At 59.3% G+C, this 17,539-nt stretch carries 14 protein-coding genes; 8 read left to right on the top strand and 6 right to left on the bottom strand.

Features of this window, described 5'->3' with window-relative positions:
• Positions 1-202: 202 nt before the first annotated feature.
• Positions 203-1,555 (top strand): amidase family protein, encoded by a 1,353-nt coding sequence (locus tag ACP90_RS25875; RefSeq protein ID WP_158514217.1) that lies wholly within the window; start codon positions 203-205, stop codon positions 1,553-1,555.
• Between the two features lie 49 nt (positions 1,556-1,604).
• Here the strand turns inward: ACP90_RS25875 and ACP90_RS25870 are convergent, their stop codons facing one another.
• From ACP90_RS25870 to ACP90_RS25860, 3 genes are read right to left on the bottom strand one after another with little or no spacing between them, the layout of a single operon-like run.
• A complete protein-coding gene (locus tag ACP90_RS25870) occupies positions 1,605-2,606 on the bottom strand; it encodes an adenosine kinase (RefSeq protein WP_022999064.1) in 1,002 nt (333 codons plus the stop codon).
• A gap of 32 nt (positions 2,607-2,638) precedes the next feature.
• The gene (locus ACP90_RS25865; RefSeq protein WP_022999063.1) at positions 2,639-3,529 is read right to left on the bottom strand and encodes a prephenate dehydratase; all 891 of its coding nucleotides are present in this window, start codon (positions 3,527-3,529) and stop codon (positions 2,639-2,641) included.
• Between the two features lie 29 nt (positions 3,530-3,558).
• Positions 3,559-4,305, bottom strand: a complete 747-nt coding sequence (locus ACP90_RS25860; RefSeq protein ID WP_022999062.1) for a 3-deoxy-manno-octulosonate cytidylyltransferase — start codon at positions 4,303-4,305, stop codon at positions 3,559-3,561.
• 185 nt (positions 4,306-4,490) lie between these two features.
• On the opposite strand from ACP90_RS25860, the gene ACP90_RS25855 reads away from it, so the two are divergent.
• The 7 genes from ACP90_RS25855 to ACP90_RS25825 all read left to right on the top strand — a co-directional run bounded on the left by ACP90_RS25855 (position 4,491) and on the right by ACP90_RS25825 (position 14,605).
• Entirely contained in the window at positions 4,491-5,042 is a 552-nt protein-coding gene (locus tag ACP90_RS25855) for a cytochrome c family protein (RefSeq protein WP_022999061.1), read from the top strand.
• A gap of 157 nt (positions 5,043-5,199) precedes the next feature.
• Positions 5,200-6,621, top strand: coding sequence for a diguanylate cyclase (locus ACP90_RS25850; RefSeq protein ID WP_208992167.1), 1,422 nt, complete (start codon positions 5,200-5,202; stop codon positions 6,619-6,621).
• A gap of 109 nt (positions 6,622-6,730) precedes the next feature.
• Positions 6,731-8,611, top strand: coding sequence for an extracellular solute-binding protein (locus tag ACP90_RS25845; protein ID WP_062490848.1), 1,881 nt, complete (start codon positions 6,731-6,733; stop codon positions 8,609-8,611).
• Positions 8,608-10,503, top strand: a complete 1,896-nt coding sequence (locus tag ACP90_RS25840) for an extracellular solute-binding protein (RefSeq protein WP_062490846.1) — start codon at positions 8,608-8,610, stop codon at positions 10,501-10,503. Before ACP90_RS25845 ends, ACP90_RS25840 begins: the two co-directional genes overlap by 4 nt.
• A gap of 63 nt (positions 10,504-10,566) precedes the next feature.
• Positions 10,567-11,691, top strand: a complete 1,125-nt coding sequence (locus ACP90_RS25835) for a microcin C ABC transporter permease YejB (protein ID WP_022999057.1) — start codon at positions 10,567-10,569, stop codon at positions 11,689-11,691.
• A gap of 3 nt (positions 11,692-11,694) precedes the next feature.
• A complete protein-coding gene (locus ACP90_RS25830) occupies positions 11,695-12,963 on the top strand; it encodes an ABC transporter permease (protein ID WP_022999056.1) in 1,269 nt (422 codons plus the stop codon).
• Between the two features lie 10 nt (positions 12,964-12,973).
• The gene (locus ACP90_RS25825) at positions 12,974-14,605 is read left to right on the top strand and encodes an ABC transporter ATP-binding protein (RefSeq protein ID WP_055659277.1); all 1,632 of its coding nucleotides are present in this window, start codon (positions 12,974-12,976) and stop codon (positions 14,603-14,605) included.
• Positions 14,606-14,698: 93 nt separating this feature from the next.
• On the opposite strand, the gene ACP90_RS25820 is transcribed toward ACP90_RS25825, so the two are convergent.
• The 3 genes from ACP90_RS25820 to ACP90_RS25810 form a co-directional block, all read right to left on the bottom strand.
• Positions 14,699-15,337, bottom strand: a complete 639-nt coding sequence (locus ACP90_RS25820) for a hypothetical protein (RefSeq protein WP_145915847.1) — start codon at positions 15,335-15,337, stop codon at positions 14,699-14,701.
• Between the two features lie 90 nt (positions 15,338-15,427).
• Entirely contained in the window at positions 15,428-16,042 is a 615-nt protein-coding gene (locus ACP90_RS25815; RefSeq protein ID WP_145915846.1) for a hypothetical protein, read from the bottom strand.
• A 182-nt stretch (positions 16,043-16,224) separates the two neighbouring features.
• A complete protein-coding gene (locus ACP90_RS25810) occupies positions 16,225-17,490 on the bottom strand; it encodes a SulP family inorganic anion transporter (RefSeq protein WP_022999052.1) in 1,266 nt (421 codons plus the stop codon).
• Positions 17,491-17,539 lie beyond the last annotated feature (49 nt).

Raw genomic sequence — 17,539 nt, 5'->3', positions numbered from 1 at the left:
GTCAGGGAAATTTTGTGCGTTACAGACGCGATTGAAGCTGCCGCCTAACCGGGTAGGCCAACTTCATTATTTTTGAGAACAGCAAGTGACAAGGGCTGCAAACCCGCCATGATACGAAGGTTTCGATGCTTGGGGTGAAACCGACATGGATTTTTGGCGGCTGACAGTTAATGAAGCAGTTGAGATGTTTCGAGGCCGCAGAATGTCTTGTCGAGACTATGTCGAGGCGTTGATTGAAAGATCGGAACGGTTCGTTGACCTGAATGCCTTCACCCAGTTTGCCCCGGAAAATATACGCAGCGCTGCGCGCAAGGCCGATGAGCACCAGGCGGATGGTGGGTTTTTGGGGCCGCTGCATGGTATTCCCGTTGCCATCAAGGACTGCATCGACGTTGCCGGCATGGCGACGACTGCTGCAACGCCAAGCCTGAAAGATCACGTGGTCAACAGGACCGCATCGGTGGTCACGAAACTGGAAAAAGCCGGGGCACTGGTCTTCGGCAAGACCAACATGTACGAGCTCGCCTTCGGCATCACCAGCAACAACGATCACACAGGCCCCGTTCGAAACCCGCACGATCCTTCTCGCTCAGCGGGGGGAAGCAGCAGTGGTTCTGCCGCTGCCGTGGCCGCGGGTCTGGTTCCGGCTGCTCTTGGCACGGACACGGCAGGCTCGGTGCGAATTCCGGCATCATTTTGCGGGGTTTTCGGCTTTCGCCCCACAAGTGGCCGCTACAAGACTGACGGTGTCATGCCCTTGTTTCCAACGCGCGATGTGCCTGGTTCATTTGCGCGATCTGCAGAAGATCTGCTGCTTCTGGATGCCGTTTTGTGTGAGCAGAGTGAGCGGCCTGCCATCGACCTTCGAAGCCTGCGGCTTGGCCTGCCCGGAAAGTATTTCCTGTCCGGCCTGGAAAGCGGCGTCGCCCGGGCGTTTGCGGAAACCGTTGACCAGCTTGTCTCTTGGGGTGTCTCGGTCGTTGAGGCAGAGATGCCGGAGGTTTCAAGCTGGCTTGGCGAAATGTCGGAGCCAATCCGTGCGTGGGAGCTGGAAAGAGCGCTGGAAGAGTACTTGTCGGTTTCTGGCGCTGCCGTCGATGTTCGGTCGCTCGTTGCCGGCATAGCCGGGCAATACGTTCGTGAGGAATTTGACGGGGCTTTGCGTGGTGCGGACGCCAAGGACCTGGCAGCACGATACGAGCATGCGATTTCCATATCGCTCCGCCGGTGTCGCAAGCAATACTGCGTGCATTTGGAGCAGTACAAACTTGACGCGATCATTTTTCCAACGACACCGATTGCGGCAACGGCACTGGGTGAAGAAGGGCGTGTCGTCGTTGACGGCAAGGAAGTGTCTGTCTGGAAGACCATGCGCAACACGGTACCGGCGACATTCTTTGGCGCCCCTGGCGTGAGTTTGCCAATGGCACGGAGTATTCGCGGCGTACCCGCAGGCCTGGAAATCGATGGGCTACCGGGGGCAGATCGAAAGGTGCTGGCAATCGCGGCGGCGATTGAAGCAATGCAATCGAAGGAACACGGCATGCGTCGGTAGCAATTGCCGGTTCCGAAAAGGGCGGCCCGAAGGCCGCCCCTGAAAAGGTTCAGATCTCGAAGCCGCTCTGGCCGGCGATGTTTTTCAAGGCCCGTTCCGGCCGGGCGCCGACGTGGCTGATGACGCTCGCGGCGCACAGGCAACCAAGCTCGGTGGCTTCCGCGAGCTTGTAGTCGCGGGCAAGTCCGAACAGGAAGCCGGAGGCGAACAGGTCACCGGCACCGGTTAGGTCAACCACGTTGTCGACGGTCTGCGCAGGAACCTTGACGGTTTCCTCGCGGCTGATTGCCATCGCACCGTTCTCGCCGAGGGTCAGGGCGGTCAGGGCACCGGAGTCCCGGGCCGCATTTACCGCACTGTCCAGATCCGATGTTTCGTAAAGGGCCTTCAGCTCATGCTCGTTGGCGAACATCAGGTCGACGACACCATCGGTCAGAAGGGCCTGAAATTCGCTGCGGTAGCGGTCGACACAGAACGAGTCGGACAGAGTGATCGCCACCTGACGCCCGTTAGCATGCGCGATTTCCGCAGCTTTCAGGAACGCCTTCTTGGCGTCTGCCGGGTCCCACAGATAGCCTTCCATGTAGGTGACGGCTGCGGCGGCAACGACTTCCTCGTCAACATCGGCGATGCCGAATTCGGTGCATGCACCCAGATAGGTGTTCATCGTGCGTTCGCCGTCCGGCGTGATCAGGATCATCGACCGGGCGGTCGGCTTGCCTTCCTTGAGGCGGGGCGTGTTGAAATAGACGCCGGTGCCGTTCATGTCGTGATAATAGCTGTCGCCCAGTTCGTCCTCGGCAACCTTGCCGAAATAGGCAGGGCGTCCGCCGAGCGAGGCAATGCCAGCCGCCGTGTTGCCGGCGCTGCCGCCGGAAATGCGGACGGTCTGTCCCATCTTGTCGAACAGGCGTACTGCCTCGTCGGTATCGATCAGGCGCATGGAGCCTTTGACGAGGTTTTCCTGAAGCAGGAAATCCTCTTCGACATGGGCGAAGACGTCGCAAATGGCATTGCCGATGCACAGGGCATCAAATCTTGTTTCAGTCATAGAGTTCCTCTGGTGGTGTCGGGTAGCCGCCGTTACGAGTAGGGATTGGGCCGGAGAGCACGGTTGGATTCCGGCTCCCTGATCTTGTCCCTGAACGGGCTTGCCCGGTAGACGCCGAGCATGTTCAGCTCGGCACAGAAGAAGGCCAGCTCCTCGAGCGCCAGGGCCACCTTCGGATCTTCCGGATGGCCTTCGACGTCCGCATAGAACATCGACGCGAAAAACTGCCCTTCAAGCTGATAGGATTCCAGCTTGGTCATGTTGACCCCGTTGGTGGCAAATCCTCCCAGGGCCTTGTAGAGCGCTGCCGGAACGTTGCGAACCCGGAAGATGAAGGTCGTGATGACCGGCTGGCCGTTGTGCGCGGCCTCCATCTTGTCGCGCGAGAGAATGACGAAGCGGGTCGTGTTGTGCGCCTCATCCTCCACATCCCGGCGCAGAATGTCCAGACCGTAGATTTCGGCGGCCATTTCCGGCGCAAGGGCGCCGACGCTGGGATCACCCAGCTCGGCGATCTGCCGGGCGGAGCCCGCGGTATCGCCGCCGACGACGGCCGTCAGGCCGAGTTCACGGATCACGTTCCGGCACTGGCCAAGGGCATGCACATGGCTTTGCACCTTTTTCAGGTCTTCGATCTTTGCACCCTTGACCGCCATGAGCTGAAACCGGATCGGCATGAAATATTCGCCGATGATGTGCAGGTCCGATTTGGGCAGCAGGTGATGAATGTCCGCGACGCGGCCGGCAACGGAGTTCTCGATCGGGATCATGGCAAGGTCTGCCGACCCGTCGGCCATGGCCGAAAAGCAGTCCTCGAAGGTGGCGCAGGGGATGGCTTCGTAATCGGGATAAACGCTCCGGCAGGCCATGTGCGAGTTGGCACCGGTTTCTCCCTGGAACACGATTCTTTTTCTGTCGGTCATATGTCTTTCCGCCTTTCGGCAGTCTTTCGTCAGTTTGTCTGATAGGCCGCCCGGGCTCGTTCCAGATCTTCGGGCGTGTTCACGTCCATCGGCGCGCTGTCGATGACGGAGGCATCAATCCGCATGCCCGCTTCCAGGGCCCGCAACTGCTCCAGCTTTTCACGCTGTTCCAGCGGCGAAGGCGGCAGCTGGACGAATTTCGCCAGGGCTGCCCTGCGGTAGGCATAGATGCCGATGTGGTGGTAGTACGGGCCGTCACCGTGCGGGGCGACGGCCCTGGTAAAGTAAAGCGCGCGATGATGGCCGTGGCCGTTGGGTGTGGTGACTGCCTTGACGAAATTCGGATCGTCCCGGAAGGCGGTATTGGTGAACTCGGTCATGATGGTGCCCAGGTCGACATCGGCAATGGCGAGCGGTGCAAAGGCCGCCCGGATGGCTTCCGGTGCGATCAGCGGCACATCACCCTGCACGTTCAGGATGACATCGTGCTTTCCGTCCGGATCGATCAGTCCCGCTGCCTCGTGAATGCGATCGGATCCGGAAGCGTGGTCGGCACGCGTCATGACTGCCTTGCCGCCATGGTCCTGCACCGCTTCGAAAATGTCCTTGTCATCACAGGCAACGGCCACCGGACCGATATCCGCGTTGCGGGCCTGTTCCAGAACACGCACGATCATGGGTTTTCCGCAGATGTCGGCAAGCGGTTTGCGCGGCAGTCGGGTGGCAGCGAGGCGGGCCGGGATAATCACAAGAGCAGCGGTCAATCGGGTCTCCATGGAGCCGGACGGGCGGAAGAAATGCAAAAAAACACGTGCCGCGTCCGTTTGTCGTATCAGATGCCCTTTTAAAGCTATGGACAGCAAGGTCAAAAAATTTGTAGGTTCCGGCAAAATTCGAAAAGCTGATAGGGGTCGCAGCGACGCTGCGGGCCCGGACGCGTATGAGCTTGGAGCCGGAGAGAATGGATTCCTTCACGCTGAACAAGGCCGCTGGTGCGGTACTGATGGTTCTGATTCTGACTATGGGTGTCGGCATTGTCTCCGACATCATCTTCCATCCGACGATCCCGGGTAAACCGGGTTATGAAATCGTCGTGGCGTCTGCAGAGGATAGCACCTCGGAAGTCGGCGCGGTTCCGGAAGTGGTGCCGATCTCCGAGCGTCTGGTCGAAGCATCTGCTGAAGACGGCGCGAAGGTGGCCAAGAAATGCGCCGCCTGCCACGACTTCACGCAGGGCGGTGCCAACAAGGTTGGCCCGGGTCTTTGGGATGTCGTCGGCCGCAAGCCTGGTTCTCACGAAGGTTTCGGCTATTCTTCCGCAATGACCGCATTCGGTGAAGAAAATCCGGAGTGGACCTACGAAGAGCTGGATCACTTCCTGGAGTCCCCGAAGAACTTCATCTCCGGCACCACGATGGGTTTTGCCGGTCTGCGTAAACCGGAAGACCGGGCAGACCTGATTGCCTACCTTCGTGAACAGGCCGATTCGCCTGCACCACTGCCGACCGAGTAAAATCTCGTCGACATCGCAGACGTGACTTGAATTGTAGAGAAGCCGGGTTAGCTACCCGGCTTTTTTATTTGATTTATAAGAAAAATTAACAAATCTTACGTTACGTAGTGCTGTTGAAAGTGGGCTAAGGTCGGGCAAGGACCCTATGGGCATCAACTTGACGAGGAATGTATTTTCTAAGTCGAATGGAACGTGGATCGCTTCCATCGTTGCTGCCGTCTGTTTTCTCGCTGGTATCGCCGTCACTGCGCACGTCGGTCAACTGGTCCGCAACGAACTTGTTTCCCAGCACAAACGTCAGGCCGTCGCCTCGCTCTCCGAAGCGCGGGCGCGCCTTGAAGGCGAAATCAACCGGACAGTGGCCCACGGTCTCGGGATCCGGGCCTATGTGTCCCAGTTCGTCGAACAGCCATTCGATATGGAAGACTACCGGGAAATCGCGGTCGAACTGATCGAGGAAAATCCGTCCATCCGCTCTATCGGCCTGGCACCCAACAACATTCTTCGCGCGGTGTTTCCGCTGGAGCCAAACCAGGCGGCGCTCGGTCTGAACTACCGCATGAACACTGCGCAGTGGCCCGCAATCCAGCAGGCGATGGTGACGCGTGAAGTCGTTATTGCAGGCCCACTGGAACTTGTGCAGGGGGGCAGGGCCCTCCTGATCCGCATTCCCATCTTTCCAGCCAGCTTCCTTGGGCAACCGCTCAAGGAGCGCAGTTACTGGGGTGTCGCCACCCTGGTGCTGGACGAAGAGGGCATGATGAAGACTGCCGGCATCACGGATGTCATCAACGGCATCCGCATCGGCCTTGTGAACCGGAGCGCGGTTGCCTCCAACAACATGATTTTCGGCAGCCAGTCTCTCCTTGAAAAGGACCATGTGTCCCTGCCGCTGCATCTTCCCGGCGGTCTGAACTGGGAGCTTGTCGGCCTTCCGGAGGCCGGCTGGTCGAGCACGGGCAACCAGGTCTGGATCACGCAACTCGTCGGCAGCCTGATCTCGCTCGTCTTTGGCGCCATGGCGTTTCTGTTGATCAGCGAGGTCTACAAGGTTCGCTCCATGGCGCTGCATGACCCGCTGACAGGACTGGCGAACCGGCGCCTGCTGGAAGACCGCATGCACCAGCTTGCCGCCATGTGCGAGCGCAGTGGCGCGGGCTTCGAGATTTTTTACGTCGATCTGGATGCCTTCAAGCCGGTCAACGACAACTATGGTCACGCAGTTGGCGATCAGCTTCTGATCGAGGTCGGGCAGCGACTGCAGAACCAGATCCGGCAGACGGATACCGTCGCCAGGGTCGGTGGCGACGAGTTCATCGTATTGACGCCAGGCAACATGCGGCGCCAGGAGAAGGACACCTTTCTCAATCGACTTGGTGAGCGTGTGACCGAGGCTTTCGAGTATTCGGGTGCCCGTATCGACGTGAAGGCCAGTATTGGTTCTGCAAGCTATCCCGGCGATGCCGCTACGGTGGAAGATTTACTTAGGGTTGCCGACGGTAGAATGTACGCGCAAAAGGCAAAGTCCAAGAGAAATTCACAGGATATTCCCGGAAACGGCCTCCCCCAGACAGGTTAAATTTCTGTCATCTCTGCAGCCAGCAGGTGACGCAGGGCCAACAGGTCCCTACACTGATTCTCTAAACCCGTGATTTGGGTTCAGGAACCGGAAGGGGACGGAGAAGCCGATGGTGTTCAAATGGCATGTAGGGAAGCGGGCCGCAGCTGGGCTTGCACTGGCAAGTGTGGTGGTGATGTCGGGGATCGGATCCGTACCGGCATTCGCGGCTGAACCGGAATGGCATCACGCGGCCGCCCTCAACGGAACACCCAAATACGGCGCCGATGCCAGGCATTTCGATTACGTCAACCCCGATGCCCCCAAGGGCGGCACGGTTCGGCTAGCCGCCAGCGGCGGTTTCGATACGTTCAACATTCTGGCGCAGAAGGGGAATATCGCCCCCGGCATCCTGAATATCTACGAAAGCCTGATGGAGCCATCTCTGGACGAAGAGGACATCAGCGCCCAATACGGCGTCTTGGCCGAAGCGGTCCGCTTTCCCGACGACTATTCCTGGGTCGAATATAGGCTCAACCCGGATGCAAGGTGGCATGACGGCGAGCCGGTAACCGCCGACGATGTCATCTGGTCGTTTGAAAAGTCCATCGAGCTGGACCCGCAGCGCAAGTACTACTTCCAGAATGTCCAGAAGTCCGAGATTGTCGGCGACGGCACCGTGCGTTTCACCTTTGATGTCAGCGGAAACCGCGAGCTTCCCAAGATCATGGGCCAGCTGACTGTCCTGCCCAGACATTGGTGGGAAGGCACGAACAGCAAGGGAGAACAGCGTGACATCTCCCGCACCACCCTGGAGCCGCCACTCGGTTCCGGTGCCTACAAGATGAAAGAGTTCTCGCCCAACCGTCAGGTGATCTACGAGCGCGTGCCGGACTATTGGGGAAAGGACCTGCCGATCCGCGTCGGCACCGATAATTTCGAGGAGATCCGTTACATCTCCTTCCTCGATGATTCCGTGCAGTTCGAAGCCTTCAAGGGTGACCAGTACGACTTCCATACCGAGCGCAGCTCGAGCCAGTGGGCCAAGCGCTACGACTTCCCAGCCATCAAGGATGGCCGGGTGGTGAAGGAAATCTTCCCGGACAAGTCCAGGGGCGTCATGCAGGGCTTCTTCCTGAACCAGCGCCGTGAAAAATTCCAGAACCCTGATGTCCGTCAGGCATTGAACTATGCCTACGATTTCGAAACCACCAACGAGATCGTTTCCGCCAATCTTCTCAAGAGGGTCAATTCCTATTTCGCCGGCACAGAGCTGGCATCCAGCGGTCTGCCGCAGGGCAAGGAGCTGGAGATCCTGGAGGAAGTGCGGGACATGGTGCCGCCCGAAGTCTTCACGGAAGAATTCAAGAACCCGGTTGGCGGCAATCCGCAGAACGTGCGCGCGAACCTGCGTGAAGCCGTCAAGTTGCTCCGCAAGGCCGGTTATGAGCTGAAAGACCGCAAGATGGTCGATCCGAAAACAGGCGAACAGCTCAGCATCGAATTCCTCTACCGTGACAAGGCCAGCGAACGCACTCTTCTGCCGTATTCGCAGAACCTGGAAGCCATCGGCATCAAGCCGATCCTGCGTCTGGTTGATACCTCGCAGTTCGTCAATCGTGTCCGCAGCCGTGATTTCGACACCGTGGTCCTGGCGATCGGTCAGTCCCTGTCGCCCGGAAACGAGCAGCGGGAGTACTGGGGGTCTGAATCTGCTGATAACGAAAGTTCGGCCAACTATGCCGGCATCAAGAACCCCGCGATCGACAAGCTGATCGACAAGGTCATCTTTGCCGAAGACCGGGAAACGCTGGTGGCTGCCACCCGCGCGCTCGACCGCGTGTTGCTGTGGAACCATTATGTGGTGCCGCAATTCTATTCCGACGAAACTCGCACGGCACGCTGGAACCGCTTCGGCCATCCGCAACAGATGCCGGAATACAGCACCGGGTTCCCGACCATCTGGTGGTACGACGAGGCCCTGGCCGCCAAAACGGGAGCCGCGCGATGAATGGGGCTCTGACGACTTCCCGGCGTCGTTTCCTGCAAATGAGCAGCGCCGCGGCGTTTGCGTCGGCAGCGCCCTGGCCGGTGTCCACGGCCTTCGCGTCACAAACCTCCTATCCGGATGGTCCCGTTCACGGCCTGTCCGTGTTCGGCGATCTGAAGTACGGACCGGATTTCACCCAGTTCGACTATGTCAACCGGCTGGCTCCGAAAGGCGGGACCTTCTCGTTTCAGGCGCCCTACTGGTACTTCAACCAGAATGTCCTGACCTACAACACTTTCAATGCCTTCATCCTGAAAGGCGATGCCCCGCCCCGCATGGAGCTGTGTTTCGACACCTTGATGGTGCGCGCTTACGATGAGCCGGACGCGGTCTACGGCCTGCTGGCGGAAACGGTAAAGGTGTCGGAGGACGGCAACGTCTTCACGTTCAGTCTGAGGCCTGAAGCCAGATTTCACGACGGCTCCAAACTGACTGCAGAGGACGTCGCCTTTTCGCTTCTGCTTCTGAAGGCCGACGGTCACCCCATGCTCAGCCAGCCGTTGTCGTCACTGAAGGACGCGGTCATTCTGGACGATCACAAGGTCGCGCTGCAGTTCGACGGCTCGCAGTCGCGCAACCTGCCGCTTGTCGTTGCAGCCGATTATCCGATTTTCTCCAAGCGGTATTACACCGCCTACGATTTCAAGCAATCGACCCTGACACCGCCCCTGTCCTCCGGTCCCTACAAGGTCGGAAAACATGCCGTAGGTCACTATGTCGAATACCACCAGGTCGAAAACTACTGGGCAAAGGATCTGCCGGTCAGGGTCGGGCACTGCAATTTCGCGGTTATACGGGTGGAGTTCTACCGTGAACGCCAGACGGCATTCGAAGCCTTCAAGAAGGGCAAGACGTTCTACCGCGAGGAATTCACGTCCAAGAACTGGGCAACGGAGTACAATTTTCCGGCTGTGGAAGAAGGCAAGGTCATCCGCCGCGAGTTTCCCGATGGCCGGCCGTCAGGGGCGCAGGGCTGGTTCATCAACACCCGGCTCGACAAGTTCAAGGACCCGCGCGTGCGCGAGGCTCTTGGATACGCCTTCGATTTCGAATGGTCGAACCAGAACCTGTTCTACGGGCTTTATACGAGAACCCAGTCCTTCTTCGAAAACTCCGACATGAAGGCGGAGGGGATGCCCTCGGCCGCGGAACTTGCTTTGCTGGAGCCCTTCCGGGACCAGTTGCCGGAGGCTGTCTTCGGCGAAGCGGTTATGCAGCCCGTCAGCGATGGGTCCGGCAATGACCGCAAGCTGCTGAAACGGGCGAGCGAACTTCTGGCCGAAGCCGGGTTTACCCGGAAGGGGACCGACCTGATCGGACCGGACGGAAATCAGCTGACGATCGAGTTCCTGAACAACACCGCCGCTTACGAACGGATCGTCAATCCGATGATCAAGAACCTGGAACGGCTCGGCATCAAGGCGAGCCTGCGGATCGTCGATCCGGCGCAATATGAGGCCAGGCTCAACGATTACGACTTTGATATCGCCAGCCGCAGGCTCAGCCTTTCGCCGACACTGTCAGATACCATTCGCGAGATGTGGGGCTCCAAGGCGGCGACAATTCCGGGCACCTACAACACATCCGGCATATCCAGCCCGGTTGTCGATGCACTGATCGACAAGGCCATCGCGGCGACAACGCGCGATGAGATGACCAACGCGGCGCGGGCCCTCGACCGCGTGTTGCGGGCCGGTCATTACTGGATCCCGCAATGGTTCAAGAACGTCCACACTGTTGCCATGTGGGATGTCTACGGCTTTCCCGAAGAAACTCCGCGCTACTTCTTCCCGGTTGAAGAACTGTGGTGGATAGACAAGGAAAAGGCGGAAAAACTCGGCAAAGCCGGGTAATATTTCCAGCGAAACCTCGGGCCCGCTCCAGAAGGCCAAGACAAAAGGGACTGCACACACTCCATGGGCGCCTACATCCTCCGCCGCTTGCTGCTGATGATACCGACGCTGGTCGGGATCATGGCAATCAACTTCGTCATCATCCAGTTTGCGCCAGGTGGTCCGGTCGAGCGGGTCATTGCCCAGTTGCAGGGAACGGACGTTTCGGCGACATCACGCATCAGCGGTGGTGGCAGCGACATGCTGGGGGGCGGCAACGACGCCTCCGGAGGCAGTGGTGGCGCAACTGCAGACTCGGCCAGTTCGAAATATCGCGGTGCCCAGGGGCTTGACCCGGAATTCATCAAGGAACTGGAAGCGCAGTTCGGTTTCGACAAGCCTCCGCTGGAACGCTTCCTGAAGATGCTGGGCGACTATGCCCGCTTCGATTTCGGCGAAAGCTATTTCCGCGACATCAAGATCATCGATCTGATTGCCGAAAAACTGCCGGTTTCAATCTCGCTCGGCCTCTGGATGACGTTGATATCCTATGCGGTGTCGATACCGCTCGGGATCCGCAAGGCCGTTTCCGACGGTTCGCGGTTCGACGTCTGGACCTCCGGTGTCATCGTCGTGGCTTACGCCATACCAGGCTTTCTCTTTGCGGTTCTCTTGATCGTGCTTTTCGCCGGTGGCTCCTTCTGGGATATCTTTCCCTTGCGGGGGCTGGTGTCTGACAATTGGGAACAGCTCTCGTGGCCTGCCCGGATCGCCGACTATTTCTGGCACCTTGCCCTGCCTCTGACGGCCATGGCCCTGTCCGCCTTTGCCACCACCACCTTGCTGACCAAGAACTCGTTCCTGGATGAAATCCGCAAGCAATACGTGATCACCGCAAGGGCAAAGGGACTGACGGAAAGCCAGGTGCTTTACGGACATGTGTTCCGCAACGCCATGCTGATCGTGGTGGCCGGTTTTCCGGGGGCCTTCATCTCGTCCTTCTTTGCCGGCTCGCTCCTCATCGAGACGATCTTCTCGCTCGATGGCCTGGGATTGCTCAGTTTTGAATCGGTGATCAACCGCGACTATGCGGTTGTTTTCGCAACCCTCTACATCTTCTCGCTCATGGGCCTTCTGGTGAACCTCATTTCCGACCTGACCTACACCTGGATCGATCCTCGGATCGACTTCGAAAGCAGGGAGGTCTGATCGATGGCGACCGATTCAGACAGTGATGCAGGAAGTGCAAACTACGAGACCGGCAGTGGCGGACATGAGGCTGGCGGATATGAAGCCGAAAGCCGAGAGAGGTCCAGGGCGGCCTACTTCGAGGCAGCTGTAACGGATGATCGCGAAGCGTTTGTCGTCCCGGCAAAGGGTTCCAAGGCACGCCTCTCGCCGATAAACCAGCGGCGGCTGGTGAACTTCAAGGCCAACAGGCGCGGATACTGGTCGCTTTGGATCTTCCTGGTGCTGTTCGTTATGGCCATGCTGGCAGAATTCCTGACAAATGATCGACCGATCCTTGTTTCCTACAACGGCGAATTGCTTGCGCCGGTCTTCGTCGATTACCCGGAAGAAAAGTTCGGCGGCTTCCTGGCGGTGACCGACTACCGCGATCCGTTCATCCAGGAAGAGATCAGCGCCAACGGCTGGATGCTGTGGCCGCCGGTGCGTTATTCCTACCGATCGGTCAACAATGACATTCCGGTCCCGGCACCTGCACCTCCCTCCTGGACGATGGACAAGGAAAAGCGTTGCTCGCGCTATCCGCTTGGCGCGGAAGATCCCAATTGCGTCATGGGCAACTGGAACTGGCTCGGTACGGACGACCAGGGCCGGGATGTGCTTGCGCGTCTCGTCTACGGCTTCCGGATTTCCGTGCTGTTCGGCCTGGCGCTGACGCTGGCATCCTCCGTCATCGGCATCGCGGCAGGGGCCGTGCAGGGCTATTATGGCGGCTGGACCGATCTCCTGTTCCAGCGTTTCATCGAGATCTGGACGGCGGTGCCAACACTTTACCTCATCCTAATCGTGTCGTCGTTTCTGGTGCCCGGCTTCTGGACCCTTTTCACCATTCTGCTGGCATTTTCCTGGGTGGCGCTTGTGGGTGTCGTGCGCGCGGAATTCCTGCGCGGCCGGAACCTGGAATACATATCCGCAGCCCGGGCACTCGGCGTTTCCAATCCGGTGATCATGTGGCGGCACCTGCTTCCCAACGCCATGGTGGCGACGCTTACCTTCATGCCGTTCATTCTCAACGGTTCGATTTCCACCCTGACGGCGTTGGATTTCCTCGGCTTCGGCCTGCCGCCAGGGTCGGCATCACTTGGCGAGCTGCTGGCACAGGGCAAGAACAACCTTCAGGCGCCCTGGCTCGGGATCACCGGCTTCATGGTCATTTCACTGATGTTGAGCCTGTTGATCTTTATCGGCGAGGCAGTGCGTGATGCGTTCGACCCGCGCAAGAGTCTGGGGTGAGGAACACAAGATGACAAAAGAAACGCTCCTCTCCGTAGAAGACCTGTCCGTCGCCTTTTCCCAAGGCGGCAGCAAGAACCTTGCCGTCGACCGGATCACCTTCGACATCAAGAAGGGTGAGACCGTCGCACTGGTGGGGGAAAGCGGCTCGGGTAAGTCCGTAACCGCTCAGTCGGTCTTGCGGCTTCTGCCTTATCCCGCAGCCTCGCACCCCTCCGGCAGGATCCTGATGAACGGTCAGGATCTTCTGGCGGTTGAAGAAGCCGAACTGCGCAAGGTGCGCGGCAACGGCATCTCTATGATTTTTCAGGAACCGATGACCTCGCTCAATCCGCTGCACTCGGTGGAAAAGCAGGTTTCGGAAATTCTGAAGATCCACCGGGGCATGAGCGATACAAAGGCGCGTGAGCGCGTGCTGGAACTGCTCAACCAAGTGGGCATCCGCGATCCTGAAAAACGTCTCAACTCCTATCCGCACCAGCTTTCCGGCGGCCAGCGCCAGCGCGTGATGATTGCCATGTCGCTGGCCAACGAACCGGATCTGCTGATTGCCGACGAACCGACGACGGCGCTCGACGTCACGGTTCAGGCGCAGATCCTGGAGTTGCTGAAGGACCTTCAGCGCCGCCACGGCATGGCAATGCTGTTCATTACCCACGATCTCGGGATCGTACGCAAGTTCGCCGACCGGGTCTGCGTGATGACCAAGGGCAAGATCGTCGAGCAGGGACCGGTTGCCGATATCTTCGACCGGCCGCAGCACGCCTACACCAAGCACCTTCTCACCGCGGAGCCCAAGGGCGAACCACCGGCGACGGACAAGAGCAAGCCGATTGTCGTTCAGGCCGACGATCTGAAGGTGTGGTTCCCGGTCAAGCGGGGCTTCCTGCGCAAGACAGTCGACCACATCAAGGCGGTGGACGGAATCGATGTGGAAGTGCGGCAGGGCCAGACGCTCGGGATCGTCGGCGAAAGCGGATCGGGCAAGACAACACTCGGGCTTGCGATCCTGCGCATGATTTCCTCCACCGGGCGGATTGCCTTCAACGGTGCCGAAATCCAGAAGAATTCCTGGAAGGAAATGCGCCCGCTGCGCCGGGACATGCAGATCGTGTTTCAGGATCCCTTTGGTGCGCTGAGCCCGCGCATGTCGGTGGCTGAAATCGTCGGTGAGGGCCTGCAGGTGCATTTCCCCGGTATTTCGGCCGATGAGCGCGACCGCAAGGTCGCCAAGGCCCTGGAGGAAGTCGGGCTTGATGCGTCCACCCGGCATCGCTATCCGCATGAATTCTCAGGCGGCCAGCGTCAGCGCATCTCCATCGCACGGGCCATGGTTCTTGAGCCGAAGTTCGTCATGCTGGACGAGCCGACTTCAGCCCTCGACATGAGTGTCCAGGCCCAGGTGGTCGATCTGTTGCGAGATCTGCAGAAGGCGCACGGTCTCGCCTATCTGTTCATTTCACACGACCTGAAGGTTGTCCGCGCCCTGGCCAACGAGGTTATCGTCATGCGGCAGGGCAAGGTGGTGGAACAGGGTGCCTCCGAACAGATCTTCGATGCGCCCCGGACCGATTACACCAAGGCCCTGATGGCCGCCGCCTTCCGCCTGGAAGCCGCACCGGAAGGTGTGGTGAGCGCGTAATCCTGTTGGACCGGGCAGGGCACATGCGCTGCCTCGTCCAAAGGTGTGCCGTTTGCCGATCTCGAAGGACGGACAGTGCACTCGCTTGAGCCGTTATTCTTCAGTAGCGGCGCGGGCGTCCGTACAGCGCGGCAGGCCACCATCGACGCCGTTCTTGCCGTCAGCCATCTGTTCCTCAAGATCGACATCGCGCAGCAGTGGTATGTAGCCGCCCAGCTCATCCGCTTTCAGATAGGTGCTGACGAGGATACGCGCGGGCCGGTGCTCGAAAGCAAGGCAGCCGTCGACGCCGACTTCCATATTGCCTTCGATCTTGTCCCGTTCCTCCTTGTCCATTGTCAGAAGGTACGCCTGAAAGGCCTTGAAGGCGGGGATCCTGTCGTCCGGTAGCCGGTAGATCGCAATCCGCCGGCCTTCCTGCAGTTCGGCGCTCAGCTCCGCCCGCTCGGCTTTGGACGATACGCGGACGAAAGCAAGTTTCTCCTCCATAACCAGTTTGCCGGTCTTCTTGTCCTTCACCGTCAGCATCATGCGTGCTCCGCCTTTCGGGATGCGGATGCTGGCCGGATATCTGACTGCAACCCGCAGGCCTGCCGGGTTGGTTTTCAGAAGGTCGAAGTTTGCCAGTTTGACCATGGTGGCAACTGGAACATGACTGCAGGCAGTCAACAGAAACAGGGGCAGGAAAAGCATAACCGCAAGCCGCGAGCGGCTTGAAAAAGGGTTCGACATGGGAAGTGCGTTTCGATCCGAAGACAGGTAGGGGTGATTGTCCGTGGCAGGGGCGGGCAAGGTCTGAGGTGACCTTGCCCGGGTCCCCGGTCATGAACAGGGCGGGATCGAGTTCTCGAGGTCGTTGCGGCTTGAAGCCTGCGTGTTTCGCAGGTCGAAATTCTCCGCCAGAGCCACGAAGGTCTCCAGTTCCGATGTCTTGAGATAAGTCGAAATCAGCATTTCGCCGGTGTCGGCCGCATCGAGCTTGCAGCCGGTGACGTCGATCGACAGGGATCCGCCAATCGTTTGCTGACGAGACTGGGGCATGGCCAGATACTTGGCCTGCAGTGCCCGCAGTTCAGCCACCTGTCTTGCCGGGATCCGGTACACAGTCACCACGTTTTCCGGTGCCTCTGCACGCACTTCAGCTGCCTGTTCGCCGGTTGTGGTCCTTTGCAGCTCGATCCGCTTTTCCTGGACAACGCGCCCGGTTTCCTTGTCGGACAGGACAACATGAACCTTTGCGGCTCCATCCGGAACCTTCATTCTGTCCGGGTGACGGACCGCGAGCCGGAAGAGGTCAGGGTCGGTTGTGGCGGGATTGAACCCGTCGAGTGGGTCCGCAAAGGACGATGCGGTGCCAAAGGCCATCAGAAAAAGAGCAATAAGAAGGGTTCTCGCGCGTACCCGAAGGTCCGCGCCGCAAGACGACAAAACAGACATGTGGAGTGGCTCCAATTTAAGTTGCAGCGATTAATTATCGTAAAACAATAAAAAATAAAAGCAAAAAATATATGTCGCGCACACGGCATCAGGCCTTTGGCTGGTCGCGACCAAAGGGGAAACTGGAAATTCCAGCTGAAAACCTTGTGTTTTGAATGTCCTGCAGTCGGTGACCGGGCGTGTCAGCGTTCCGGCATCGACCAGTCGTCCGGCTGCTTCTTGCGTTCGCGCAGCCTGAGGGCAAGACCGATTGAAACGCCCACGCCGATGGCAACGGTCAGATCGATCAGGACCGTCAGGATCAGCGTGGTCAACAGCAACATGCGGTCGGCCATCGGGGCGCTCAGATAGGATTTCCACTTGTGCGGTTCGCTCATGCTCCAGGCTGTGAGAACCAGCAAGGCCGCCATGGCGGGCAATGCAAGGTATCCGGCCAGTGGAGCCGCAACCAGCATGATCAGCAAGATGGCAAGCGCATGCACCAGCCCGGATACCGGCGTCTTGCCACCGGCACGGACGTTTGTGGCCGTGCGGGCAATGGCACCGGTGGCTGGAAGGCCGCCGAAAAGGGCAGACGCGATATTGGCGGTTCCCTGTGCCAGCATCTCGGCGTTGGGGCGGTGGCTTCCTTCGATCATCCTGTCGGCCACCATCGCGGACAGAAGTGATTCCACACCGGCAAGGAACGCGATCACGATGGCGGAGGGAAACAGCTCCACGACCCGCTCGACAGTGACGCTCGGCAGCGCCGGAAGTGGCAGCGTGTTGGGCAGGGCACCGAAGCGCGAGGCTATGGTCTCTACCGGCAGGGTGGCCAGAACGACAGCCAGCGAGGCCAGTGACACGGCAACGATCAGCCCCGGAAAGGCCGGAGCCATCCGGCGCAGGGTGACGATCATTACCAGCGTGACCAGGGCAAGTCCGCTGGCGGCCAGCGAGGCGGTGTCACGTGCCTCCCAGAGAACCGGAAGTTTTTCCAGAAAGTCCGCCGGTACCTCGGAGATCTGAAGGCCGAAGAAATCCTTGATCTGGCTGGAGGCGATGATGATCGCGATGCCGATGGTGAACCCGTTGACCACGGCTTCCGGCACATAGCGGATCAGTCTGCCGATCCGGAAATACCCGCCGATCAATAGCAGTATGCCCGCCATGAAGGTTGCCAGCACCAGCCCGTCGTACCCGTGATCGGCAATGACGCCGTAAACCACCACGATGAAAGCGCCGGTCGGCCCGCCAATCTGCACCCGGCTGCCGCCGAGAAGCGAGATGAAGAACCCGCCGACAATCGCCGTTACCAGCCCTTTCGCAGGATCGGCCCCCGAAGCAATGGCGATCGCCAGGCTGAGCGGCAGGGCAACCATGGCAACTGTGATCCCGGCGACGAGGTCGGCACGGAAGAGCGGCAGGGAATAATCCTGCAATGTGGTAACGATCTTGGGGAGCCGCATGAAGGCACCGGAGAAGCAGTAAGGAAGGATGTGGATACAGTCTTCCGCA

It is taken from the genome of Labrenzia sp. CP4 (assembly GCF_001579905.1).
Taxonomy (GTDB): Bacteria; Pseudomonadota; Alphaproteobacteria; order Rhizobiales; family Stappiaceae; genus Roseibium; species Roseibium algicola.
This window is presented reverse-complemented; position numbering and strand designations above follow the sequence as displayed.